This window comes from Vibrio aerogenes (genome assembly GCF_024346755.1).
Lineage (GTDB): Bacteria > Pseudomonadota > Gammaproteobacteria > Enterobacterales > Vibrionaceae > Vibrio > Vibrio aerogenes.
Map to the genome: position 1 here is coordinate 628,720 of NZ_AP024862.1, position 22,197 is coordinate 650,916.

A 22,197-nucleotide genomic window follows, 5' to 3' on the forward strand; every position below is an offset into this window, starting at 1 on the left:
GGAGGTGGATCTAATTGTGACGACTAATTTTTAAAAACAAACCACATACTATGTATGTGGTTTTACTGCCAATATAGGATAATAACAATGGAGCTGTCATATAGTGAGTCACTTTTTATTTAATGAATTACCTGTTATATCATCACAAGGTAAATATATACTTTTCTCTCCCTATACCCGAGAGAAAATAATTATCGATAATAAGGATTATTTCTCTGAAGAGCTATGTAATGAAATAAATTTATTATCACCAGATTTTTTTCAGAGACCTAAAGAGATTGTGAATGATTATCTCGACAGATACAATTTGGTTTTATCATTAACTAATGACTGTAACTTAAGATGTACTTATTGTTTCGTTAATGGTGGCCACATTAAATCACGGATGACTGAAGAATTAATAGAAGAACGTATTGAAGAGTCTTTTAAATTTATACAAAATCAAGATATATCAAACTTTCAATTGAGCTTTTTTGGTGGAGAACCGACTCTTTGTATTGATTTAATTAGACATGCTATTAACTTTGTAAATAAACAGAAACCTGAAGATATTAAAGTAAGTTATTCAATCACGACTAATGGTGCTTTTGGAAAGCAGGTTTCTGATTTTATTATAGAAAATAATATTGCTGTTAGCCTGAGTATGGATGGGCTTCCTGAAGTGCAAAATTTGCAGCGACCGTTCGAAAATGGTGCAGGGTCGGCAAAATCTGTCGAAAAAACAATTACTCGCTTAATAAAGAATAATATTTATCCTAAAATTCGGGTGACTGTAACCAAGGTAAATTGTTTTCACATGCCGCAGATTGTCAAATATTTAGGAAATCTGGGAGTGAAAGAAATTCATTTTGAACCAGTAACTGAAAGTGGAAGAGGAACAAATACTCCAAGACCATCTAGAGAAGATTTTGTCAGTATGTTATTTGAAGCAATTGATATTGCATCAGATAATAATATGAAAATACTAAACTCAGCATACGCGAGATTATTCACACCTTCAGTTCACTACTGTGATGGTATGGGAGATAAAAGAAAAATAATAAATTATGATGGTAGTGTTAGCAGTTGCGTGGAAGTAAATGATTTAAATCATGAAGCAAAAGATTATTTCATGGTTGACGATTTAACAACAGAGACTTTGGTTAAAAATAACCCAATCTCTGATGCAAATGATGACTGTAAAGTATGTTTTATGAAGTATAACTGTGCAGGGGGATGTCCCTCAAGGAATTATCATGTCTCCGGAGATATTTATAAACCCGATCCATATCGTTGTTACGTTGTGAAACATGTTGTTCCAAAAATTATAGAAAGAATGTAGGACATTAAATGCAAAGAAATATACCACTGTTTATGACCTATGCAGTTTGTTCAAGACTATTTTTGTTTCTCCCGATGATGACGATTTTTTTCAGAGAGACAATTGGTCTTAGCTATGATCAGATTATTCTCGTACAGGTTTTTTTCTCTGTTGCAGTGGTTACTTTGGAAGTACCTATGGGTATTCTGGCTGATCTGTTTGGCCGCAAAGGAACCTTAGTATGTGGTGCTATATTGAGTTTTATCTCTGTGTTGTTATTTTCTTTGAGTCAGACTGCTATTGATTTATATATTGCTTCATTCCTTTCTGGCTGTTCGGCTGCAATGATTTCAGGTACGGACTCTGCTCTGTTTTTTGAATCTCTGGAATCTTTGGGCCGAAAGGAAGAGTTTCATCAATATATGGGAAAAATTGGGTTCTTTAATTTTCTTTTCGTTGCATTCCTCTCGATTCCTGTTGGATATGTCATTGAATACAATATGCGATTGCCTTATTTTCTGACGCTGATTCCGGTAAGCCTTTCATTCTTGTGCTTGTTGGGAATGAAAGATCCGTTTCAGACCGAACGGAAAGCCGGGCAAGGTGTTTTGGCCCATCTCCGGGGAGCGATAAAAAGTTTGTCCGGAGACAGAGTATTAGTGACACTGATTATGAGTGTCACATATTTCACGTTTGCGATGGAATATGGTAACCAAACCTACCAAGCGTTTTTCCGTGAATTTAATATGGACTACACTTGGTTTGGTTACGTTTTCTTTGCTTTTAGCATGCTGGTATCGTTGTCATCAAAATACTCACATGTGGTCACTTCATGGATAGGTCAGGAAAGGCGTGCTTTACGACTTATTAATCTTTTGATTGCTGTTTCATTGATATGGTTTGGTCTGTCTTCTTCAGTATGGTCGGCAATATCTGCCTATGCGCTCTTGCGATGTTTGAAGGGAGTAACCGGCCCTTTCTACAGTACGCTCATGAATATGAGGATTAAAAATGAACAGCGGAGCACCGTTCTTTCTTTTACATCCTTGATCAACCGCGCTCATTTCGCAATCATCGGGTTAGGGTTAGGTTGGTTGGCGAAACATCATAGTGTTAGTGTGTCGTACTTAGCTTTGGGAATTTTTTCTGTGTTACTGATATTAGCATTGGGTATTAACGACCGAAATCAAATAGCAAATACAGTTGCAGGGAAAGTACGGTCATGACATTTTTACTTATATGAGGTCATTGTTACCTTATGTACGCTTTCTCACTCATTATTTCCAGGGTCAATAGACCCTGGTGCGTGTTTGTTCCCATAAACAGGCAGCGCGGTAAATGGTATCCATATACGGATCCTTAATTGCGTAGTAGGATTCAGCGTCGTCAGGAAAGCGTTTGGCAAGCGCTTGTTTTACGGTCGCGTATGCTTGTCTGACCATCGAATCGTGACGCAGAAAGTCTCTGAATAATAATGGATATTTTTGATTGAGCCGGCCGGATTCGCGGATATGTATATGCGCTTCACGTTCACCGTTTTTTTCACGGAAGTACAATTTTTTCAGTTCATCCGAATTTTCATCTTCACCGACTAAGTTGTCCGACTGTATGTCAGGTAAGTACCTGTAACCCGCCTGAGATAGTTTTCCGGTAATTTCCGGATGACTGAGATCACGGACGGTGACCTGAATATCGATGACGTTTTTGGCCGGTAGTCCGGGAACAGATGTAGAACCGATATGATCGATTTGGATTGCCAGACTTTCCAGAACATTTTGTAGTTGTTGTTCAATTTGCTTATATGCCTGTGGCCATTGCGGGTCAGGTGCTGAGATGGTAATTCGTGCCATTTGTCTTTCCTTGTATTTTGACCTGGGCCGTATGGTACATTTTCAGGTCATATGTGTATACCCAAGTGACCTTAAGATGCAGGATTCAGAGCGCCATCAACAGGTCCGGTTCAAGGAAAAGAACTGAAGGAATGCACCCGCCTTTCGAAGTTATTTGACGCAGAAATGGACCTGTTGATGCGCTCCCGAAGGGCGAGATTGATTGGCTCCTGCCCTGTGTTACTGATTTTCAACGTAGAATGACTATGTTTACAAATCAGTGCCTTGGTCAGAAGCCAATCAACTCTCGCTGAACATGCATCTTAAGGTCACTTGGGTATATATATCTTTGTTTTGATTGATTTACCTCAAACTGATGCCGGAAAAATTTAACCGCATAATGGCCTGATTATGGTGATAGTGACTGTTTGGATGGTTGCCCGTGTTAAATGTCAGTGAAATCCCCTGTTCTTTTGATGATTGTTGGTGGATATTGTTAAATTAAGCTTGGTTTTATGTTGATAGAGTGTTTTCAATTGCTGCCGTAATATGTGACGCGTTGTCTATTTGTTCTTTCATTTATAAAAGGAGTTTATTATGGGCAATTTGCCACGCACAGTCACTTCACCAACAAAATTCATCATTGGAACACATCAACTGGCACAAATGGCTGAATATGTCTCTCCACTGGGAAAACATGCCTTTATTTTGTCAAGCCAATCTAATTTTGATCGGGTTGAATCACTGGCCGTTCCGGCGCTGAAAGAAGCCGGGATTGGATGTGTCATTGAAAAATTTAATCGTCAGTGCACCGAAGCAGAAATTCAGCGGTTGGGGCGAATCGTTGTTCAGCGGGGAGCTGATGTGATAGTTGGGGTCGGTGGTGGTCAGGCGCTGGATTGCGCTAAAGCCGTTGCTTATTACCAGAGAAAGCCCCTTGTGCTTTATCCGACAGTCGCATCGACGGATGCGCCGTGTACGGCACTCTCTGTGATTTATACCGAAGAAGGGGAGTTTGAACGTTACTTATTTTTACCCCGTAATCCGGATGCTGTGGTGGCGGATACCGGGATTCTTGCCGCAGCCCCGCAATATTTCTTTTCTGCGGGTGTCGGGGATGCGCTGGCAACTTACTTCGAAGCGAGAGCCTGCTATGAGGCAGACGGGGTGAATCTGGTGCTGAAAAGGCCCTCACGAACAGGTTTAGGGCTGGCGCGTTTATGTTATCAGCTGCTGAGTGAAAATGTAGAAAAGGCGATGGAAGCGGTTCGCGATAAAGTCATGACACCGGCGCTGGAACAAATGCTGGAAGCCACTATTTATCTCAGTGGTGTCGGTGCTGAAGCCGGCGGTCTGGCTGCTGCACATGCCGTGAATAACGGGATGTCTGTCATTGCTGATCTGCATGAGACCCAGCATGGTGAGAAAGTGGTTTTTGGGCTGCTGACGCAGTTAGTGCTGGAAGATGCACCGCAGGATGAATTTGATGAAGTGATCCGGATTGCGAAAGCGGCTGAGTTGCCTTTGAGTTTGAAAGAAATGGGCCTGAAGTCCTTCATTGAAGCCGACTGGCGAAAAGTGGCTGAAGTGGCTTGTGATGAGAAAGATACCATGAGTAATATGCCGGTCCCGGTCAGTGTGGATGACGTGTATCAGGCGATGGTCAAAGCGAATGAAATTGCAGAGTCTTATTGCATGGCCTGACTCATGGTGACCTCGTTTCTGACCCGGATGACAGGTCAGAAATGATATGTATGCATCTTGAGGTTACTTTAGGTTGTTTGAGGATGTAATATACTGATTTTATTTGCATTCGGCTTTTATGTTGATTTGAGGTAAAGATGCATATCGATTCTGACGGCATTCGTTCTGATATGATTTTTCATCATTTCTCCGGGCAGGTCACGGAGAAGGAAAATTATGTCGTTGTTAAAACACCATCCAACCCGGGGTTCTACTGGGGGAATTATCTGGTTTTTCCGCAGCCGCCGCTTGGGGGGGATTTTCTGCACTGGCGTCACCTGTTCGTCTCTGAATTCCGGAATGATCAAGATGTTAAACATATGTCATTTTGCTGGCTGAAACCGACAGAACACATTCAGACTGAATATTCAGACTTTCTGTCTCAGGGGTTCGAATATGATGAAGTACTGGTATTAAAAGGCAGTCAGTTCTGTTTGCCCGGACGCCGGAATGAAGAGATTCAGTGCCGGCCGGTTTTAACCGATGCAGAGTGGCAACAGGTGATTGCACTGCACTTACTGGTTTATCCGGATAGCTGCCGGAATGAAGCGGAGTGTCTTTATGTTGACCGGACTTATGCGGCGTATCGCAGCATGCAGGCTGCCGGGCTCGGAGGGTTGCACGGCGCCTTTATTGGCGATCAGCTGGTCGCAAGTCTGGGGCTGTTTTTTGATGGGGAGATTGGCCGTTTTCAGAATGTTGAGACCCATCCGGACTTCAGGCAACGCGGTATTTGTAAAACCATGGTTTACGATATATCGGTTGCAGCGATGCAGCAACATCCTCAAATCCGGCATTTAATTCTGCATGCTGACAGTGAATATATTGCAGCGGAAATATACCGCTCTGTTGGCTATGAAGTGTGTGAAACGATTTGTGAATTATGTCTGACACCTGAAGCAGCAGCACGATAAGCCGGGTTATTGCGGAAGAAAAAGGTGATGGATTCCCTGACAGATTCTTGACTTTATCCGGGAAGTGATATGTTATAAAGTAACAATTCATGTGACGTATCAGGTGCCATTTTGTTTGTGATGAACCGGCAAAATCAAATCAAACTCCGGATCGTGTGTTGTCTTATGTTGCTGAGCCTGCCATGCCGGACATTTGCACACCCGCATTCATGGATGGATCTTCAGACTTATATCAAGAGCAGCCAGACAGCATTGACCGGGTTTTCCATGGTCTGGACCTTTGACCCTATGACAACTGCTTATCTGTTTGATGGTGAGGATATGTCAGATGGCCATCGTAAACAGACCTTGCAGAAACTGGCTGACTCGATGATCCGCAATATGCTTTCAACGCACTATTTCACCTACTTTTACGATAACAAGACGCCAGTCCGTTATCAGAAAGTCAACACAGCAAAACTGACCACACATGCCGGTAAAGCCACGCTCAGCTTTGAACTGAATCTGGTCAAGCCTTATCCATTCAATGGTCATACGCTGCAGCTGAGGATTTTTGACCCGACTTACTATGTCGATATGTCGTGGAAATCAGCCAAAGATGTGAAACTGAATCCGGCAGCAGGGGAACATTGTGTCACCCGGCTGAAAGCGCCTCATCCAACATCTGCACAGGTCAGTTATGCGATGTCGATCCCGGCAGATGCTGATCCGGATGATACGCTGGGCCAGCTTTTTACTCAGACGCTTGAGCTGACTTGTCACCCCGAACCGAACCATTCCTGATAAGGATTCTGAATCTATGCCATCTCACCAGCATACTGAACATTGTAAAGTCAATCATCAGCATCCGGAAAAACCCCGATACTTACGGCTCAATCCGCTGTATCTTGTCTTGATGGTCATGATAGCCGCCGGTTGGATTGTCTGGTCTCACTGGCCGGTCATTTTGATGACCAGTATTCACTGGCAGAAAAACATCATCAATCAACTGAGTGAATTAATCTATACCGCCCGGCACGATCCCGGTTCAGTCCGGTTGCTGCTGGAAATCAGTTTTCTGTATGGTATTTTTCATTCCCTTGGGCCGGGGCATGGCAAAGTGGTTGTCAGTACTTATCTGGCGACCCATCAAACTAAAATCAGAATCGGGCTGGTGATTCCGGTGGTTGCCGCATTGATTCAGGCTTTGGTGGCGATCTTTCTGGTCACGCTGTTTTTATATATTTTTCACACCACGATGCATCAGCTCAACGCCACGGTGCAGTACTTCTTCCATGCCAGTGCGTCAGGGGTTATTTTGATCGGTATTTATCTGGTGGGACGATCAGTCATGACCTGGCGTCGACAGGCACATGAGCACGACCACAATCACGATCATCACTGTAGCTGCGGGCACCAGCATGTTGTCAGTGCGGATGCGATTAATAATGCCAGCAGTCTGAAAGAATATCTGGCACTGATTTTCAGTATTGGTGCCCGGCCATGCACCGGCGCATTACTGGTGCTGTTCTTTGCGCATCTGGCAAATGCTTACTGGCTGGGGGTGATCAGCAGTATTCTGATGGGAGCCGGAACTGCGCTGACGACAACCTGTATCGCGTTTTTTACGGTATCCGGAAAAAAATTCATCAGTTTCTATACCAGGGATTCACTGGCAGATTTCAGACATACCGGTCTGATTCTCAAAATACTGGCAGGGATTGTGTTGGTGTTATTGGGTCTGATTTTACTCAATCAGGGCACATTCGGCATGTCACCGGTATTTGGGAAATGATACTAAAGGCTTGTGTTTTGTTTGACAGCCCCTGACGGGGCTGTCGCGTTTCATGCGCTTAATATTTATAAACCAATGATTTCATTCCCGATCTGATACGGGCCGGCATTTGAGCCATCAGGCATTAAGCCAATTGCCGGTGAATCTTCCGGGTAAGTAAATGTGGTCAAATTCTGAAATAGAGCGTCAGCTGAAGACCTCAGACTGTGTGTATCCGGATAGTCCGTATTCAGGGTGAAAGAACTCGATACCAGTGCAGCCTGCCATGATGTCAAAGAAGTGTATGAAACTGGTTGATAGCCGACCGATGAAGCATCAAAATAAGCTATTTTCTGCGTCGGAGCGAAAATATTATAATCGCTGCTGTTCAGCTTCGCCGGCTCATTATCAACGTCCTGACTACCGAAGATATTTTTATATCCGACAATGATATTCCCTTTTACCATCAGATCACTGATACCATTGATACGGATACCAAGAGTATCTTTACTGTTTTCACCATAGAGCAGGTTTTGTTCTACCCGCTGTGGCGCGGTTGTGGGCTCAGAGACCGCAGCCATATTGTAAAGAATGGCTTTGGCTGTTTTACCGGTCGTGTGAACGATATTATGGTGAATATAATTTGCGCCGGCTTCTGTTTCCGGCTGAACGCCAATTTGCACACCTGAGCGGGTTGCTCTGATGAGATTAAAGCGGATTTCTGATTCAAAGACCGGTGCTCTTGTTTCTGCATTTATCACATAGTGATCTTTCAGGAAAATACCGCTGCCGACATCTTCAAACAGGTTATGCTCAATCAGGGCATTGATGGTGCCGTAAGATTGAATTCCTGCACCTTTTTTACCGTAATCTTTTTCATGGTCACGGTAAACGTCATAGATATGGTTATTTCTGACAATCCAGTCTTTGCTTGACCACATGCCAATGGCAGCAAGGTTATCGACATTACCGACATGGTGAATGGTCATGTCTTCGATGACCACACCGTAAGAGATATGATCAGGGTCTTCCACTTCTCCTTCATGATCCCAGTTGTAGATCCCTGCGGCAGCGACATTTCTGATCGTGAAGTTTTTGAAATGGATATAATCGTTATGACGAATGGTGATGCCACCAACAAGATGCGATGAAGCTGCTCCCAGATAACCGCCATCGAGAATCACATCTCCGGAATTGGCCGGATCGGCCTGAATCGTGATGGGATGATCTTTGGTTCCTGAACGGTCCATGGCAATTAACCAGTCGTATACTTTAGGTACCGTACCATTTTCAACAATACCGCTAGTATCACCAGAAAAATACGGACTTAATGAACCGATGTCAGAATAAACCCCGGTGCCTATATTTAATGTATCTCCCGGTTGCAGCAGGCTGATACCTTTTTGCAGGGTAAGACAAGGATAGGTTTGCGAACAGTCATCCGAGTCATTACCGGACTTAGCCACATAATAAAGGCTTCCCTTGTTGATACCAATCACTTCATTGCCGGTTTGATACGGACCCGCATTGGAACCATCCTCCATCAAGGCCGTTGCCGGTGAATTGTCTGCATAGGCGAAGGTGTTTAGTTCACTGAACAGATCGGTCACAGATGAGGACAGACTATGTGTATCGGGATGATCAAACTTCAGGGTCACAGAGCCCGATGCTAGTGCTGTCTGCCAAGAGGCAAGAGATGTGTAAGAAACCGGTGTATAGCCGCCGCTGGCAGAATAGGCATCCAGGAACGCCATTTTTCCGTTTGCTGCGAAGATATTGTAATCACTGTCGCTCAGTCCTGCCGGGTGATTCGTGATATAGACACTGTTCAATACCTTGTTATAGCCAGAAATGATATTGCCTTTCACACTGACGTCAGCCACACCGGATAAACGAATGGCTGTGGTATCTTTGCTGTTTTCACCATAGAGCAGGTTATGTTCTACCCGCTGTGGTGCGGTTGTGGGTTCTGAGACTGCAGCCATATTGTAAAGAATGGCTTTGGCTGTTTTACCGGTCGTGTGAACGATATTATGGTGAATATAATTTGCGCCGGCTTCCGTTTGCGGCTGAACGCCAATTTGCACACCTGAGCGGGTTGCTCTGATGAGATTAAAGCGGATTTCTGATTCAAAGACCGGTGCTCTTGTTTCTGCATTTATCACATAGTGATCTTTCAGGAAAATACCGCTGCCGACATCTTCAAACAGGTTATGCTCAATCAGGGCATTGATGGTGCCGTAAGACTGAATTCCTGCACCTTTTTTACCGTAATCTTTTTCATGGTCACGGTAAACGTCATAGATATGGTTATTTCTGACAATCCAGTCTTTGCTTGACCACATGCCAATGGCAGCAAGGTTATCGACATTACCGACATGGTGAATGGTCATGTCTTCGATGACCACACCGTAAGAGATATGATCAGGGTCTTCCACTTCTCCTTCATGATCCCAGTTATAAATGCCAGCTGCTGAGACATTTCTGATCGTGAAGTTTTTGAAGTGAATATAGTCATGATGGCGGATCATAATCCCGCCGACACGGTTAGCCGATTCAACGCCCAGATAGCCACCATCCAGAATGACTTCTCCTTGATTGGCCGGATCAGCCTGAATCGTGATGGGGTTGTCCCTGGTCCCTGAACGATCAAAAGCGATGAGCCAGTCACTCACTTTCGGAGTGGTTCCATTTTCGGTCGTTCCGCCGTTGAAGTAAGTACTTGAGGAACCTATATCTGAGTAAATACCGGCTCCGATATTTAATGTATCTCCCGGTTGCAGCTGGCTGACACCTCTTTGTAATGTGAAACAGGGTTGAGTCTGTGAGCAGTTGTTTGCATCGTCTCCTGATTTAGCGACGTAATACATGTCAGCAGCTAAAACCCCGGATGCTGTAGTAAGTAACGGAAAAGATATCAGGAATGCCCTGAACCATGACTGGCTGGCATTCACTGTCTGTTGCCTGAGATGAAACATGATGATTTTCCTGCAGTGGTATGTTATTTGATAACGAACGTTGTTTCGTTCTGCGAAGGCGCATGTGCATTCTTATAAACGAAATGAATGCAATCAATTGGATTTATATATTTTTTGAACGGGTTACAAATAATAGAATGAGAAGTTCTGTACGTTGTAAAAAATGAGTTTTGCGGGTTCAGGTTTACAGTTCTTATGATGATCGTTTTACTTATCTGGTTGATTATCAGGAAGAGATGTTTGCTGAATAAGGCACGTCATACGTAATAACTGGTCTGGTGGAGTGTGAAAGTATTTTTTATGAGCCTTGAGGACGAGAAACACTTTGTATCTTGAAGATGGTGAAAACTGTGATAAATTTATACTGTATATAAATACAGTACAAGTGTGTGATGAAAGTTATTCCGATCAAAGCAAGTGCCGGTATTACCGGATTTGAAAGCCCGGCTGCAGAGTATAAACAACTGGAACTGAGTCTTGATGAATTGCTGGTTGAGCATCCCGGAGCGACGTGGCTTGGACGGGCCGCTGGCGATTCGATGCAGGGGGTGGGTATTTTTGATGGCGATCTGCTGATCATTGATCGATCGTTAAACGTCAGAAATCACGATGTGGTGGTGGCAAATCTGAATGGCGAATTTGTCTGTAAACTGCTTGATATGTCCCGCCGGTTACTGCTGTCTGCCAATGCTGAGATGCCACCGGTACCGGTATCCGGGCATGATACCTTTACGCTTGAAGGTGTCGTGGTACGTTCTGTCCGGTGTCACCGAAGCAGCTATTTGCTGACGGAGTGAATGATGTTTGCCCTTGTCGATGCGAATTCCTTTTATTGTAGTGCTGAGCAGGTTTTCCGGCCGGACTGGCGTGGCAAACCCATCGTCGTGTTATCGAACAACGATGGCTGTGTGGTTGCCGCAAACCGGCAGGCTACAGCGCTTGGGATCCCTAAATTTAAACCTTATTTTCAGGTACAGGCTTTATGTCAACGCCATGGTGTGATCGTTTTATCCTCAAATTATGAACTCTATGCCGATTTATCCGCCAGAATGATGTCCGTGATTGGTCGTTTTGCACCGGAGCAGCATATTTACTCGATTGATGAGTCATTTCTGGCCTTCCGCCATTGTGCTGCTGTGGTCAGTGACTGGAAGCAGTACGGACATGTCATCCGGCAAGCGGTATGGAAAGAGTGTCGTTTGCCGGTCGGGGTTGGTATGGGGCAGACATTAACGTTAGCCAAAGCTGCAAATCATGCAGCGAAGCATATGGCCGGTTATGACGGTGTATGCGTGCTTGAATGTGAGGAAGAGAGAGTGCGCGTGTTATCACAGATGGCGGCTTCAGAAGTCTGGGGGATTGGTCGCCGTGTGGCACGGCGTCTGGCTGGAATGGGAATCCGGAGCGCGCTGGAGCTGGCACAGCAACCGCCCGGTGTGATCAAGGCGCATTTCAATGTGGTGATCGAACGTACGGTCAGGGAGCTGAACGGACAATCCTGCATCAGCTGGGAGACGGCAAGGGCGGATAAGCAACAAATTTTTTCGACCCGGAGTGTCGGCGAAAGAATCACAGATAGCACCGGGTTGGCACAGGCATTGAGTAAACACGCAGGCATTGCTTCACGCAAAGCCAGAAGTCAGGGCTCTTTATGCCGGGTCATGGTGTGTTTTGCCGCCAGCAGCCCTTATGATCGGTATCCGGTCAGTAAACGGGTGGTGCACCGGTTTAGTTACCCGACGGCTGATGTACATCATCTCACCAGCACGGTGAGTCAGATGGTCCCTGCGTTGTTTCAACAGCAAGTACAGTATTACAAAATTGGTGTGGGTTTGCTCGATCTAATCAGTGATCAGCACGAGCAGTTTGATTTGATGAATCCGGCACCGAATAACCTGTCGCTGATGAAAGTTTACGATGACATCAATACCCGGTACGGCAATGATACGCTGTTTCTTGCTGCACAGGGGATCGAACAGAAGTGGCAAATGCGCCGGGCATTCCTGACGCCACAGTATTCGACCTGCTGGCGTGATGTGCCGGTCATTCGGGCATGAGCATCTGTTGGCAATATCCTGATGTTGGCTTTATTGTTTGAAATTGTTATGTTATAACATTTTAATTTAATGCAACGATATTTTCGTCAGTGACGCTGCAGGCAGCAGATGCAATATCAAGATGACTTCAGAGCGACAGGAGCACATGATGAGCACTGAAAATAAACAGATTTTATGTGTTCCCACACACATTGTGACTGGTTTTTTGGGGGTTGGGAAAACATCAGCAATTCTTCATTTGATGAAGCATAAACCAGAGAATGAGCGCTGGGCGGTGCTGGTCAATGAATTTGGGGAAATTGGAATCGATGGCAGTTTATTCCGGGGCCGGAAAAATAAAGACCAACAGCTTTTTATTCGCGAAGTGCCGGGAGGATGTATGTGTTGCGCCGCTGGTTTGCCGATGCAAATTGCCCTGAATCAGCTGCTGTCGGAAGCCAGACCTGACCGGTTGTTGATTGAACCGACCGGGCTGGGTCATCCAAAAGAAGTGTTGCAGGCATTATCCTCAGAGCATTATCGCCAGGTGCTTTCACTGCAAAAAAATGTAACTCTGGTGGATGCAAGGCACCTGTCCGATACCCGTTATACCAGCCATGAAACCTTTAACCAGCAAATTGCGATTGCCGATATCGTGGTCGGGAATAAGCAGGATCTGTATCAGGAGGGTGATCAGGAAAAGTTAGTCGCGTATGTGGCAGTGCACGGACGCCCGGAGACGCAGGTGTGCTTTACGCAGCATGGTCATCTTTCTTTAGAGGTGCTGGAAGGCGAAACCGCCCTGTATGAGCAGCCTGCAGGTCGCCACGATCACCATGACGCGCATCACCCTCATCATGAACATCATCATCACCATGAACATCACAATAAACCGCTCATTTCTGAAGCGCCAATGCCGGAGAGCGGTATTCTGAAAGCTGTGAATCAGGGAGAAGGGTTTCACAGCATCGGGTGGCGTTTTTCCCCGGATAAAGTTTTCAGTCGCAGAAAACTGATTCTATTATTTGTGGCGCTGAAAGTTGAGCGGATGAAAGCTGTATTTATTACCAGCAGCGGTATTTTTGGTTACAACCTCACCCCCGATGGGGTGACAGAGGTGGAACTGGATGATTGTTCCGGGAGCCGGATTGAGTTGATTTCTGCAACAACAGATGACTCATTTGAATCGCAACTGATTGACTGTATAGAAATTATTGCCGAACAAACTGCTTGAACTCTGTCACATTCCGTCATAATTTATCTTTTTTATTTCCCAACGATCTGAACATGACCTCTTCAGGTCGTTCGGGGATTTTATATCACCTCATCCGGAGTCAATGATGGAAGTAAAAATCAGAAGAGCAGAGCCTTCAGACGCAAAGGCATTACAGGAATTATATCAGGGAAGCAATGCGTATTCCGGAACGTTGCAGCTGCCTCATCCTTCTCTGGAAGTATGGGAAAACCGGCTTTCAAAGATTCCGTCAGATCATTATGTCTACGTTGCCTTACTGGGGGATGAAGTGATCGGGATTATCGGGTTCGAAATGTGCAGCCAGCCCAGACGTCGTCATTCGGGTTACCTTGGCATGGCAGTGAAAGACAGTGTTCAGGGTAAAGGTGTTGGCAGTCAGTTGTTAGCGACCGTGGTTGATTTGGCCGATAACTGGCTGAATATCAAACGGCTGGAACTGACGGTATTTGTCGATAACGCGCAGGCGGTGCATCTGTATAAAAAATTTGGTTTTGAAATTGAAGGAGAAGCCAGAGATTTCGCTTTCAGAAATGGTGAATATGTGAATGCTTATCATATGGCACGTGTCCGCCGTTGTTGCTAAAAAAAATCCCCTGCGGGCAGGGGATTGTATTTTTACTGTATCCGGCTGATTATTTTAAATCAAACCGGTCCGCTTCCATCACTTTCACCCATGCGCTGACAAAGTCAGTGATGAATTTTTCCTGTGCATCATCCTGTGCATACACTTCAGATAATGCCCGAAGCTGTGAATTGGAACCGAAAACCAGATCAACACGGCTGGCTGTCCATTTCACCTGACCTGTCCTGCGGTCAATCCCTTCAAACCGTTCTGCTTCCGGAGACGTTGGTTTCCACTCCGTTCCCATGTCTGTCAGGTTGACGAAGAAGTCATTCGTCAGTGTGCCTGGCTGATTGGTGAACACGCCATCCTGAGACTGGTTAAAGTTGACATCCAGTACCCGCATCCCTCCGACAAGGACTGTCATTTCCGGTGCGGTCAGGGTCAGCAACTGGGCCCGGTCCAGTAACATCTCTTCTGCCGGTACGGTAAACCGGTATTTTGAGTAATTACGGAAGCCATCAGCAACCGGTTCAAGGACTTCAAATGATTCAACATCAGTTTCTTCAGCCAGTGCATCCATTCTGCCCGGCGTAAACGGCACCGTAATCGCGTGACCCGCTTGTTTTGCCGCCTGTTCAATCGCTGCTGAACCGCCGAGAACAATTAAATCTGCCAGAGAGATTTTTTTATTGCCTGACTGAGCCTGATTGAATTGTTGCTGAAGACTTTCGTAAACCCGCAGTACCTTCTGCAACTGCTCCGGCTGATTGACTTCCCAGCTGTTTTGCGGCACCAGACGAATACGTGCGCCGTTTGCGCCACCGCGTTTGTCTGACCCGCGGAATGTTGCTGCAGAAGACCAGGCCGTATAAACCAGTTCAGATACGGTTAAACCCGCTTCCAGAATCTTCACTTTCAGAGCTGCAATGTCATGGGCATCGACCAGACCATGATCAACTGAAGGAACCGGATCCTGCCAAATCAGATCTTCAGCCGGTACTTCAGGACCAAGATAGCGGACTTTCGGTCCCATATCCCGGTGAGTCAGCTTAAACCATGCTCTGGCAAACGCATCATCAAATTCTTGTGGGTTATCACGGAAGTGCAGGGCAATTTTACGGAATCCGGGATCTTCCCGCATCGCCATATCTGCGTCTGTCATCATCAGACCAACGCGAATCGCATCATCTTCTGCATCTGGTGCGTGATCTTTTTCTGCCAGACCAACCGGACGCCATTGATTGGCCCCTGCCGGGCTTTTGGTGGCTTCCCATTCGTATTTGAATAAAACATCAAGATAACTGTAATCCCAAACGACTGGGGTGGGTGTCCAGGCTCCTTCCACACCACTGGTGATTGTGTCCCGGCCTTTACCACTACCATGGCTGTTTTTCCAGCCAAAGCCCATTTCTTCAAGTGGTGCCGCTTCCGGGTCCGGACCAACGTGACTTGGGTCTCCGGCTCCGTGTGCCTTACCGACCGTATGGCCGCCAATGGTCAGCGCAGCGGTTTCGTAGTCATCCATTCCCATCCGGCCAAACGTATCCCGCAAGTCTTTGGCTGTACCGAGTGGATTGAGCTCACCGTCCGGACCTTCAGGATTGACATAGATCAGTCCCATCTGAACTGCAGCCAGTGGATTTTCCAGATCCCGTTCTCCGGTATAACGGTTTTTATTCCCGAGCCATTCGTCTTCCGCGCCCCAGTAAATATCTTCTTCCGGTTCCCAGATGTCTTCACGGCCACCACCAAACCCGAAGGTTTTTAACCCCATGGATTCATAAGCAACGTTTCCGGCCAGAATAAATAAATCGGCCCAGGAAAGGTTATTCCCATATTTCTTTTTCACCGGCCAGAGCAGGCGGCGTGCTTTATCCAGGTTACCGTTATCCGGCCAGCTGTTTAATGGGGCAAACCGCTGATTCCCGGTTGAACCGCCCCCGCGGCCGTCACCCGTACGGTATGTTCCTGCGGAGTGCCATGCCATGCGAATCATAAATGGGCCGTAATGACCATAATCTGCTGGCCACCAGTCCTGAGAGTCGGTCAGTACATGGGTAATATCTTGTTTGACTTCGTTCAGATCCAGCGTGCTGAATGCTGCAGCGTAATCAAAATCTTCACCTAAAGGATTCGATTTCTTATCATTTTGATGGAGAATTTTTAAGTTCAGCTGATTAGGCCACCAGTCATTGTTTGTCATGCCTTCACTCCGTAAACGGGTGTGACTGCCATGCATGACAGGACATTTTCCTGCGCCTGAATTATTATTATGCGCCATGTTTTTACTCCTGTTTCACATTGTCCGGATAAGGGATATCAGAAAAATATATCCCGGATTGAATACTCATCGGCTTCAGAAGCCAGTGATGCAACAAACTGATATTGAGCAGACAGAAAAGAATCACTCTGCATCGAAGAAGGCGCCGGAGTATCCGCCGGAGTGTTGATATCATCAACGGTATGTTCAGTTTCGGAATGTCTCATAAGCACGTCTCCTTCGTTTAATACCGATTGTAGTGCAGATTACGTCAATGAGTATATGAGGTATACCGCACTATGGGTAGCCGGATATACCTATTCTGTTCATCGGTAAAAACGATGGATCATGATGATGACTCTGTTGTCCCGTATTAGAGCGTGTTTATTTTTCATCGCCGTTATTTGTTGAGATTAAATACCGCCAGATTTGAATGCATTTGCCCGGCATTGTTCCGGAGCGCTTTGCTGTAATTGGTCATGTTCTGGCTTTCGGAGAACATTTCATCAATCTGTTCGTCCAGAATACCAAGTTTATCAATCAGGCCAGTCATCGAGCCGTATTGATTATGGTTTGTTTCTACCACATCTGAATTGAGTGTATTGGTGTACTCAATTTTGGTAATCACTTCATGAATCTGACTGGATGTCAGTTGCAGGTTTTCGACACAGGCGTCAGAGTGCTCCAGTCCCTGTTTCATCGTTTTTGTCAGCTCGGTGGAGGAGCGCCGGAGGTGAACCAGTATTTCCTCAACCTGATCCGTTGAGGTTGATGTTTTTTCTGCCAGTGTGCGGACTTCATCAGCGACAACGGCGAAGCCGCGGCCATTTTCACCGGCACGGGCTGCCTCAATGGCAGCATTTAACGCCAGTAAATTGGTTTGATCGGCGATGTTGCGGATAATTTCCAGGATGGTGGTGACTTTTTCTGTTTGAGTGCTGAGCTCATCGGCAACCTGAAAGCTTTTGCGGGTATTTTCAGCCAGCTCAAGGTTTTGATCGACAGCCTGATTCAGCTGTTGCTGCCCGGTTTGAGCTGAGCTGACGGCTTCTTCAAGAGAGGACGATGCAGTTTCAACTTTTAATTTCACTTCTTCAACAGATTGCTGCAGGTTTTCTCCTAAATGAACAGAATCTTTGATTTCTGTTCGCTGATGGCTGACCTGATTTTCCAGATTTTCCACATTGGATTCGAGATCGTTGGCAATGCCGGCGACTTTGGTTGATGATGAATGGATGGTGTTGATTGACGTTTCCAGTGTCGCAATGAACTTGTTGATATATTGTGCCAGCTGACCAAATTCATTATTGCTGTGATAAGTAATTCGCTGGGCGAGGTTACAGTCCCCGGATGAAAGTTTGCGGGTCAGCCCGATGAAATTATCAAAGGGTACCCCCAGCAGTGAACGGATAAACAAAAACATCAGCAGCAGCGTTCCGATTAATACCAGGCTTCCGATAATGAAAGCCTGCTGAAGCATGTCTGATCCGACCTGCTGCACAAAAGAAAACTGCCAGTTGGTATACATATACCCGACCAGTGTTGCCTTTTTACCAGACCGGAGTGCAGTGACCAGTGACAGTTGTTCATCCGTTTCAGACAATATCTGCGTGCTTTTCAGATCAGCACTGATTTGTTCTGCGGTAATGCGGCTCTGTCCGGGAACATCATACAGGTGCTGACCATCCTTTAAATAGATACTCACCCCGGCTAAAGCGTCCTGATTCTCTTCGATAAAAGGGGTGAGTTTGCCTTCAACCGCTTTGAGTTTTTTAAAACGAACCGATGTGGCAATCCCTTCCGCAATGGTATTTGTTGCCTGTAAAAAACTCTTTTTACTGGACTCATGCAGCGCTTTCATGCTGATGTTCCAGGTGGTGATGAGAATGATGATCATCGCAATGGCAATCAGGACGGAAGTCCCTGCGATCAGGATCCGGCGTATATTCATGATTGATTTCCTTTACCGCAAAACATGGTTTTCAGAGTTCTTCGATATTGACACCAACAGTAATTGCTCCAATAACCTGTCCGGATGATGGATCTGTAATGCTCATACTGACCTGAGACTGGAATGTCTGGGTCGATTCATCTTCTTCGACTTCACTGATGTGAATTGACTTAGGACCTTTAAGATAGGTTTGCTGCCACTTAGCTTCATCACCCTGCCAATAGTCTGAAGTCATTGAGCTTTGACCGACATTCAGTCCCTTGTTATCCATGATGAAGATTTCAGTAAACATGCCTTCACTCATCTCCTGCGTTTCTTTCAGTTTCATGGATAAGGGATTATTCAGGACCTGATTGATCAGGGTGGGGTTTGAAGCGCTGACTTCAGCTCGCCAGGTGTTATCCAGTTCAATAATCTGATTTTCCGATAATGACGCATTTTTTACGTTTTGGGCTTTAATGGCATCAATCACATCAGGCTGAGTTGTCAGGGGTTCAATTTTAGAAAAAGCCAGTTCTTTCAGTTGTGCTTCATACTCATTTGCAGATAAAAATGTAGGGATTGCTGCTAGCGTGATTAAAAGCCATTGTTTCATGATCAGTTTTCCTTTGACAAAGACAGTAAAATAAATATAGGGGAGTGTTCATGAAATGCTAAATATTTCACTCAATTAAATTGATTGTCGTGTCAATAGTGAGGGATGCAGCAGATAAATTTGTATGATGTGAACAAGGCGTCAATGGTCTGGGCTGTTGTTATCAATCAGTTTTTTCAGGATTTTGATGATTGCGTCGATGGCTTTCGTCCCGGCGGGAAAATCCACCCGCAGGGACGAAAAGGTATTCAGGTGAATGTTTTATTTTGTTGTCTGATGAACACAGCCAGTTCATCTGCAGGAACCGGACGGCTGATATGGTAACCCTGGGCATATTCGCAGCCATGCTGTGCCAGCCAGTCGATGGCTTCCTGAGTTTCCACCCCTTCAGCCACCGTTTGTAAGCGAAATTGATGCGCAAGCCGGATAGTCGACAGTGCGATATGCTGGTCCTGCATATTTTCAGCGACATTGAGGATAAATGCTTTGTCTATTTTCAGCTCACTGGCGGGCAGATTTTTCAGCTGGGATAGTGAGGAGTAGCCGGTCCCGTAATCATCAATAGAAATTGCCAGTCCCTGCTCAGAGAGGTGGCGGAGGACAGACAAAGCATATTCCGGATCGTCGGCAAGTGTACTTTCTGTAATTTCGAGAGAAATTGCATCAATTGGTAATCCATATTGCTCAAACAGGGCGGTTATTTTTTGAGCAAAGCCTGCCTGTTTGAGGTTGATGGCAGAAATATTGACCGCCACATTCAGGTTAATTCCCTGCTGTCGCCATTGCGCAACCTGGGACATCGCAGCATGCAGGACCCAGTCTGTTAAAGCATTAATTTGTCCTGTAGTTTCTGCAATATGAATAAATTCATCCGGAGAAATCATGCCCCGTGAAGGATGGTGCCAGCGAACCAGCGCTTCAGCTTTATCGATCTGCTTTGTTTTTAAATTCAGTTTGGGCTGATAGAAAAGGGCCAGCTGGCTGGAGCGGATTGCTTCGGAAAGGTCATTGATCAGTTTGACCCGGCTAATTGCCTGATCGGCCATGCGGGTCGCAAATTCGACTGATGGCATGTTCAGTTTGAGGGCTTCCTGCAGGGCAATCCCGGCATTATGAACCAGTTCCCTTGCTGTATTGCCATGTTTGGGATAATAGCAAAAGCCAGAGATTCGGTGCACAGTGACTGAAATATGCTGTAGATGGCAGCGGACTTCATCATTGTCTGAAATCAGATGAACAGGTTGATGAGAGACGGTTGATTCAGTCAATGGGACCAGTGCTGCAAATTCAGCAGATTCCAGCTGATAAAATTGTGCGTTTTGATCTGACCGTAACAACATGTTTGCTGTGGCAATCTGCAATTCATCGCCGGTATCAATACCGAGGCTGTAATTTAAATCAATAAACTCTGCCAGCCTGAAACGGATCAGACAAAAGGGGCCTTCTCCGGCCTGAATCCGGGAGTCAATATCTTCTGAAAGCTTTTTCTTGTTTGGCAGATGGGTTAAATCTGAATGGTAAGCCAGAAAATTCAGTGCCTGCTGGCGTTCGGCAATCGCACAATTCATGAGATTAAATTCATTGGCCAGCACTCCCAGTTCATCTCTGCGGTTGACTGTCAGAATTGGCTGACAGGTGCCCTGGGCAACCTGTTTGGTTTTTGCTGCAAAAATTCTGAGGGGCTGGGCAATATTTTTGGACAGTTTATACGCAGCAATAATTGAAAAACCAAAAGTACCGACGACAACAAGCAGAATATGAAACCAGCGTTTTGTGAATGTCGCCAGCAGATCATCACGGGAATCATATAAAACCGCCACAATGGTTTTGTTATCCATGGTGCCAACCGGACGCCATGTCGACACATAATCAGGATTATCTGCCTCGATCAGCGGTCTGAAGTGCTCGCTGTGGTTTATCTTTGCAGGCAATTGAGTATTACTGGTCGCAAAAAGAAGCCATGTATTGTCCGGTGTGACCGGAGGAACCGATCGGCGATGATAGTAAGCTAAATCGACGTTCATGCCGGTTAATAAAGCGAGATGTCTGGCCAGCTCCGTATCCAGTGCAAATCCAAATCCTATCCACGCGATAATTTGTGTGTCACTTTTGAGCGGGACCAGAATCGTCTGGTAAATTGTGTTGTCGCTTTGATGAAAAATTTGTTGCTCATGAGATGAAAGCCGGGTTAGGCCATGATTGAGCAATGATGTCGATTGTTCCGGATGCGTTTCCCGGGTGGCTTTATCATAGATAAGTTTGGTCATTAAATTTCCCTCCTTATCCAGAGCCAGCGTTAAATCAGCATCAATCCGTTGCCGGTGATTATTGAGTGCGGCAGCAAACTTTTGCGCATCTTCACTGAACGCTTGTTTGAGCCCGAAGTCTTTGGCCACAGTTAATGCAAAATCTGACAGGAATTTGCGTCTTTCTTCCAGCTGATTCTGCAAAACGGCTCTGGCAGTATTTAGCCTGAGCTGTGTTTGTTCCTGACCGGCCTGAAAATTTGACTGGTAAACAGAATAAAAGAGGATGCACTGAACCGTGATCAACAGGGCTAAAAACGAAAGCAGAATTTGCATTTGAATACTGCGAAAGCGCAACATGATGACTATCTCCGTTAAAGTCAGGATCCTGAATGTAACCCGGTCTCAGGAAGTGGCTGGAGCGGTTCCGGATTATCTCAATGTTTCTGTTTTTTGCAAGCGAAATGATGAATCAGTTGAATTTGAGATATGAATCAGGGAACAGACCCTGGAGCGTGTTTATCTTTCATCGCCGTTCCTGTTGGAGGCTATGAAAGATAAACACGCTCTAACCAGCAGCCAGTCAACTTTTGCCAAGCACAGACTTGAGGTGATCTGAGATATATTCTTTGTCTTTTGTGTTCAATAATGGTTTATTTTTTTATTTACCAGATTAATATTCATGCTGGTTTGCCTTTTTATACAGTTCTCGCACAATGTAAAAAACATTGTTTTATACCGTCGACTGTATTTTTTAATTAATCCTGTGATT

The 22,197-nt window shown here is 45.5% G+C and carries 17 protein-coding genes; 10 read left to right on the plus strand and 7 right to left on the minus strand.

What is annotated here, in order from left to right; translation table 11 throughout:
- Positions 1 to 103: 103 nt before the first annotated feature.
- Both OCV29_RS20445 and OCV29_RS20450 read left to right on the plus strand, forming a co-directional pair.
- Positions 104 to 1,321, plus strand: coding sequence for a radical SAM/SPASM domain-containing protein (locus tag OCV29_RS20445; protein ID WP_073601968.1), 1,218 nt, complete (start codon positions 104 to 106; stop codon positions 1,319 to 1,321).
- A gap of 8 nt (positions 1,322 to 1,329) precedes the next feature.
- Positions 1,330 to 2,526, plus strand: a complete 1,197-nt coding sequence (locus OCV29_RS20450; RefSeq protein WP_073601969.1) for an MFS transporter — start codon at positions 1,330 to 1,332, stop codon at positions 2,524 to 2,526.
- Positions 2,527 to 2,589: 63 nt separating this feature from the next.
- Here OCV29_RS20450 and OCV29_RS20455 read toward each other — a convergent pair whose 3' ends face one another.
- A complete protein-coding gene (locus OCV29_RS20455; protein WP_073601970.1) occupies positions 2,590 to 3,150 on the minus strand; it encodes a GrpB family protein in 561 nt (186 codons plus the stop codon).
- Between the two features lie 576 nt (positions 3,151 to 3,726).
- Here OCV29_RS20455 and OCV29_RS20460 point away from each other — a divergent pair.
- The 4 genes from OCV29_RS20460 to OCV29_RS20475 all read left to right on the plus strand — a co-directional run bounded on the left by OCV29_RS20460 (position 3,727) and on the right by OCV29_RS20475 (position 7,560).
- On the plus strand, positions 3,727 to 4,833 hold the full coding sequence (locus OCV29_RS20460; protein ID WP_073601971.1) for a glycerol dehydrogenase: 1,107 nt from the start codon (positions 3,727 to 3,729) through the stop codon (positions 4,831 to 4,833).
- Positions 4,834 to 4,970: 137 nt separating this feature from the next.
- Positions 4,971 to 5,786, plus strand: a complete 816-nt coding sequence (locus OCV29_RS20465; protein WP_073601972.1) for a GNAT family N-acetyltransferase — start codon at positions 4,971 to 4,973, stop codon at positions 5,784 to 5,786.
- A 120-nt stretch (positions 5,787 to 5,906) separates the two neighbouring features.
- Positions 5,907 to 6,569 (plus strand): DUF1007 family protein, encoded by a 663-nt coding sequence (locus tag OCV29_RS20470; protein ID WP_245796758.1) that lies wholly within the window; start codon positions 5,907 to 5,909, stop codon positions 6,567 to 6,569.
- 16 nt (positions 6,570 to 6,585) lie between these two features.
- Positions 6,586 to 7,560, plus strand: coding sequence for a nickel/cobalt transporter (locus tag OCV29_RS20475; protein ID WP_073601973.1), 975 nt, complete (start codon positions 6,586 to 6,588; stop codon positions 7,558 to 7,560).
- 65 nt (positions 7,561 to 7,625) lie between these two features.
- On the opposite strand, the gene OCV29_RS20480 is transcribed toward OCV29_RS20475, so the two are convergent.
- A complete protein-coding gene (locus OCV29_RS20480; protein ID WP_073601974.1) occupies positions 7,626 to 10,517 on the minus strand; it encodes a right-handed parallel beta-helix repeat-containing protein in 2,892 nt (963 codons plus the stop codon).
- A 392-nt stretch (positions 10,518 to 10,909) separates the two neighbouring features.
- Here OCV29_RS20480 and OCV29_RS20485 point away from each other — a divergent pair, with 392 nt between their 5' ends.
- From OCV29_RS20485 to OCV29_RS20500, 4 genes are all read left to right on the plus strand, one after another.
- A complete protein-coding gene (locus OCV29_RS20485) occupies positions 10,910 to 11,314 on the plus strand; it encodes a LexA family protein (protein WP_073601975.1) in 405 nt (134 codons plus the stop codon).
- A 3-nt stretch (positions 11,315 to 11,317) separates the two neighbouring features.
- On the plus strand, positions 11,318 to 12,574 hold the full coding sequence (locus tag OCV29_RS20490; RefSeq protein ID WP_073602026.1) for a Y-family DNA polymerase: 1,257 nt from the start codon (positions 11,318 to 11,320) through the stop codon (positions 12,572 to 12,574).
- 148 nt (positions 12,575 to 12,722) lie between these two features.
- Complete coding sequence (locus OCV29_RS20495) at positions 12,723 to 13,787, plus strand: CobW family GTP-binding protein (RefSeq protein WP_073601976.1); 1,065 nt, start codon at positions 12,723 to 12,725, stop codon at positions 13,785 to 13,787.
- Between the two features lie 106 nt (positions 13,788 to 13,893).
- Entirely contained in the window at positions 13,894 to 14,391 is a 498-nt protein-coding gene (locus tag OCV29_RS20500) for a GNAT family N-acetyltransferase (protein WP_073601977.1), read from the plus strand.
- A 49-nt stretch (positions 14,392 to 14,440) separates the two neighbouring features.
- On the opposite strand, the gene katG is transcribed toward OCV29_RS20500, so the two are convergent.
- The 5 genes from katG to OCV29_RS20525 form a co-directional block, all read right to left on the minus strand.
- Positions 14,441 to 16,654 carry a catalase/peroxidase HPI gene (gene katG, locus OCV29_RS20505; protein WP_073601978.1) on the minus strand — a complete coding sequence of 738 codons (2,214 nt, stop codon included), beginning with the start codon at positions 16,652 to 16,654 and terminating at the stop codon, positions 14,441 to 14,443.
- 38 nt (positions 16,655 to 16,692) lie between these two features.
- Positions 16,693 to 16,860 (minus strand): hypothetical protein, encoded by a 168-nt coding sequence (locus OCV29_RS20510; protein WP_175561494.1) that lies wholly within the window; start codon positions 16,858 to 16,860, stop codon positions 16,693 to 16,695.
- Positions 16,861 to 17,033: 173 nt separating this feature from the next.
- A complete protein-coding gene (locus tag OCV29_RS20515) occupies positions 17,034 to 18,584 on the minus strand; it encodes a methyl-accepting chemotaxis protein (RefSeq protein ID WP_073601979.1) in 1,551 nt (516 codons plus the stop codon).
- Between the two features lie 31 nt (positions 18,585 to 18,615).
- Entirely contained in the window at positions 18,616 to 19,182 is a 567-nt protein-coding gene (locus OCV29_RS20520; RefSeq protein ID WP_370737155.1) for a hypothetical protein, read from the minus strand.
- Between the two features lie 245 nt (positions 19,183 to 19,427).
- The gene (locus OCV29_RS20525) at positions 19,428 to 21,785 is read right to left on the minus strand and encodes an EAL domain-containing protein (RefSeq protein ID WP_073601981.1); all 2,358 of its coding nucleotides are present in this window, start codon (positions 21,783 to 21,785) and stop codon (positions 19,428 to 19,430) included.
- Between the last annotated feature and the right edge of the window lie 412 nt (positions 21,786 to 22,197).

Coding starts and splice junctions, on each gene's coding strand:
- OCV29_RS20465 (WP_073601972.1), top strand. CDS start 4,971: ATGCATATCGATTCTGACGGCATTCGTTCTGATATGATTTTTCATCAT.
- OCV29_RS20485 (WP_073601975.1), top strand. CDS start 10,910: ATGAAAGTTATTCCGATCAAAGCAAGTGCCGGTATTACCGGATTTGAA.
- OCV29_RS20460 (WP_073601971.1), top strand. CDS start 3,727: ATGGGCAATTTGCCACGCACAGTCACTTCACCAACAAAATTCATCATT.
- OCV29_RS20470 (WP_245796758.1), top strand. CDS start 5,907: ATGAACCGGCAAAATCAAATCAAACTCCGGATCGTGTGTTGTCTTATG.
- OCV29_RS20510 (WP_175561494.1), bottom strand. CDS start 16,860: ATGAGACATTCCGAAACTGAACATACCGTTGATGATATCAACACTCCG.
- OCV29_RS20515 (WP_073601979.1), bottom strand. CDS start 18,584: ATGAATATACGCCGGATCCTGATCGCAGGGACTTCCGTCCTGATTGCC.
- OCV29_RS20455 (WP_073601970.1), bottom strand. CDS start 3,150: ATGGCACGAATTACCATCTCAGCACCTGACCCGCAATGGCCACAGGCA.
- OCV29_RS20475 (WP_073601973.1), top strand. CDS start 6,586: ATGCCATCTCACCAGCATACTGAACATTGTAAAGTCAATCATCAGCAT.
- OCV29_RS20490 (WP_073602026.1), top strand. CDS start 11,318: ATGTTTGCCCTTGTCGATGCGAATTCCTTTTATTGTAGTGCTGAGCAG.
- OCV29_RS20450 (WP_073601969.1), top strand. CDS start 1,330: ATGCAAAGAAATATACCACTGTTTATGACCTATGCAGTTTGTTCAAGA.
- OCV29_RS20525 (WP_073601981.1), bottom strand. CDS start 21,785: ATGTTGCGCTTTCGCAGTATTCAAATGCAAATTCTGCTTTCGTTTTTA.
- OCV29_RS20480 (WP_073601974.1), bottom strand. CDS start 10,517: ATGTTTCATCTCAGGCAACAGACAGTGAATGCCAGCCAGTCATGGTTC.
- OCV29_RS20495 (WP_073601976.1), top strand. CDS start 12,723: ATGAGCACTGAAAATAAACAGATTTTATGTGTTCCCACACACATTGTG.
- OCV29_RS20500 (WP_073601977.1), top strand. CDS start 13,894: ATGGAAGTAAAAATCAGAAGAGCAGAGCCTTCAGACGCAAAGGCATTA.
- katG (WP_073601978.1), bottom strand. CDS start 16,654: ATGGCGCATAATAATAATTCAGGCGCAGGAAAATGTCCTGTCATGCAT.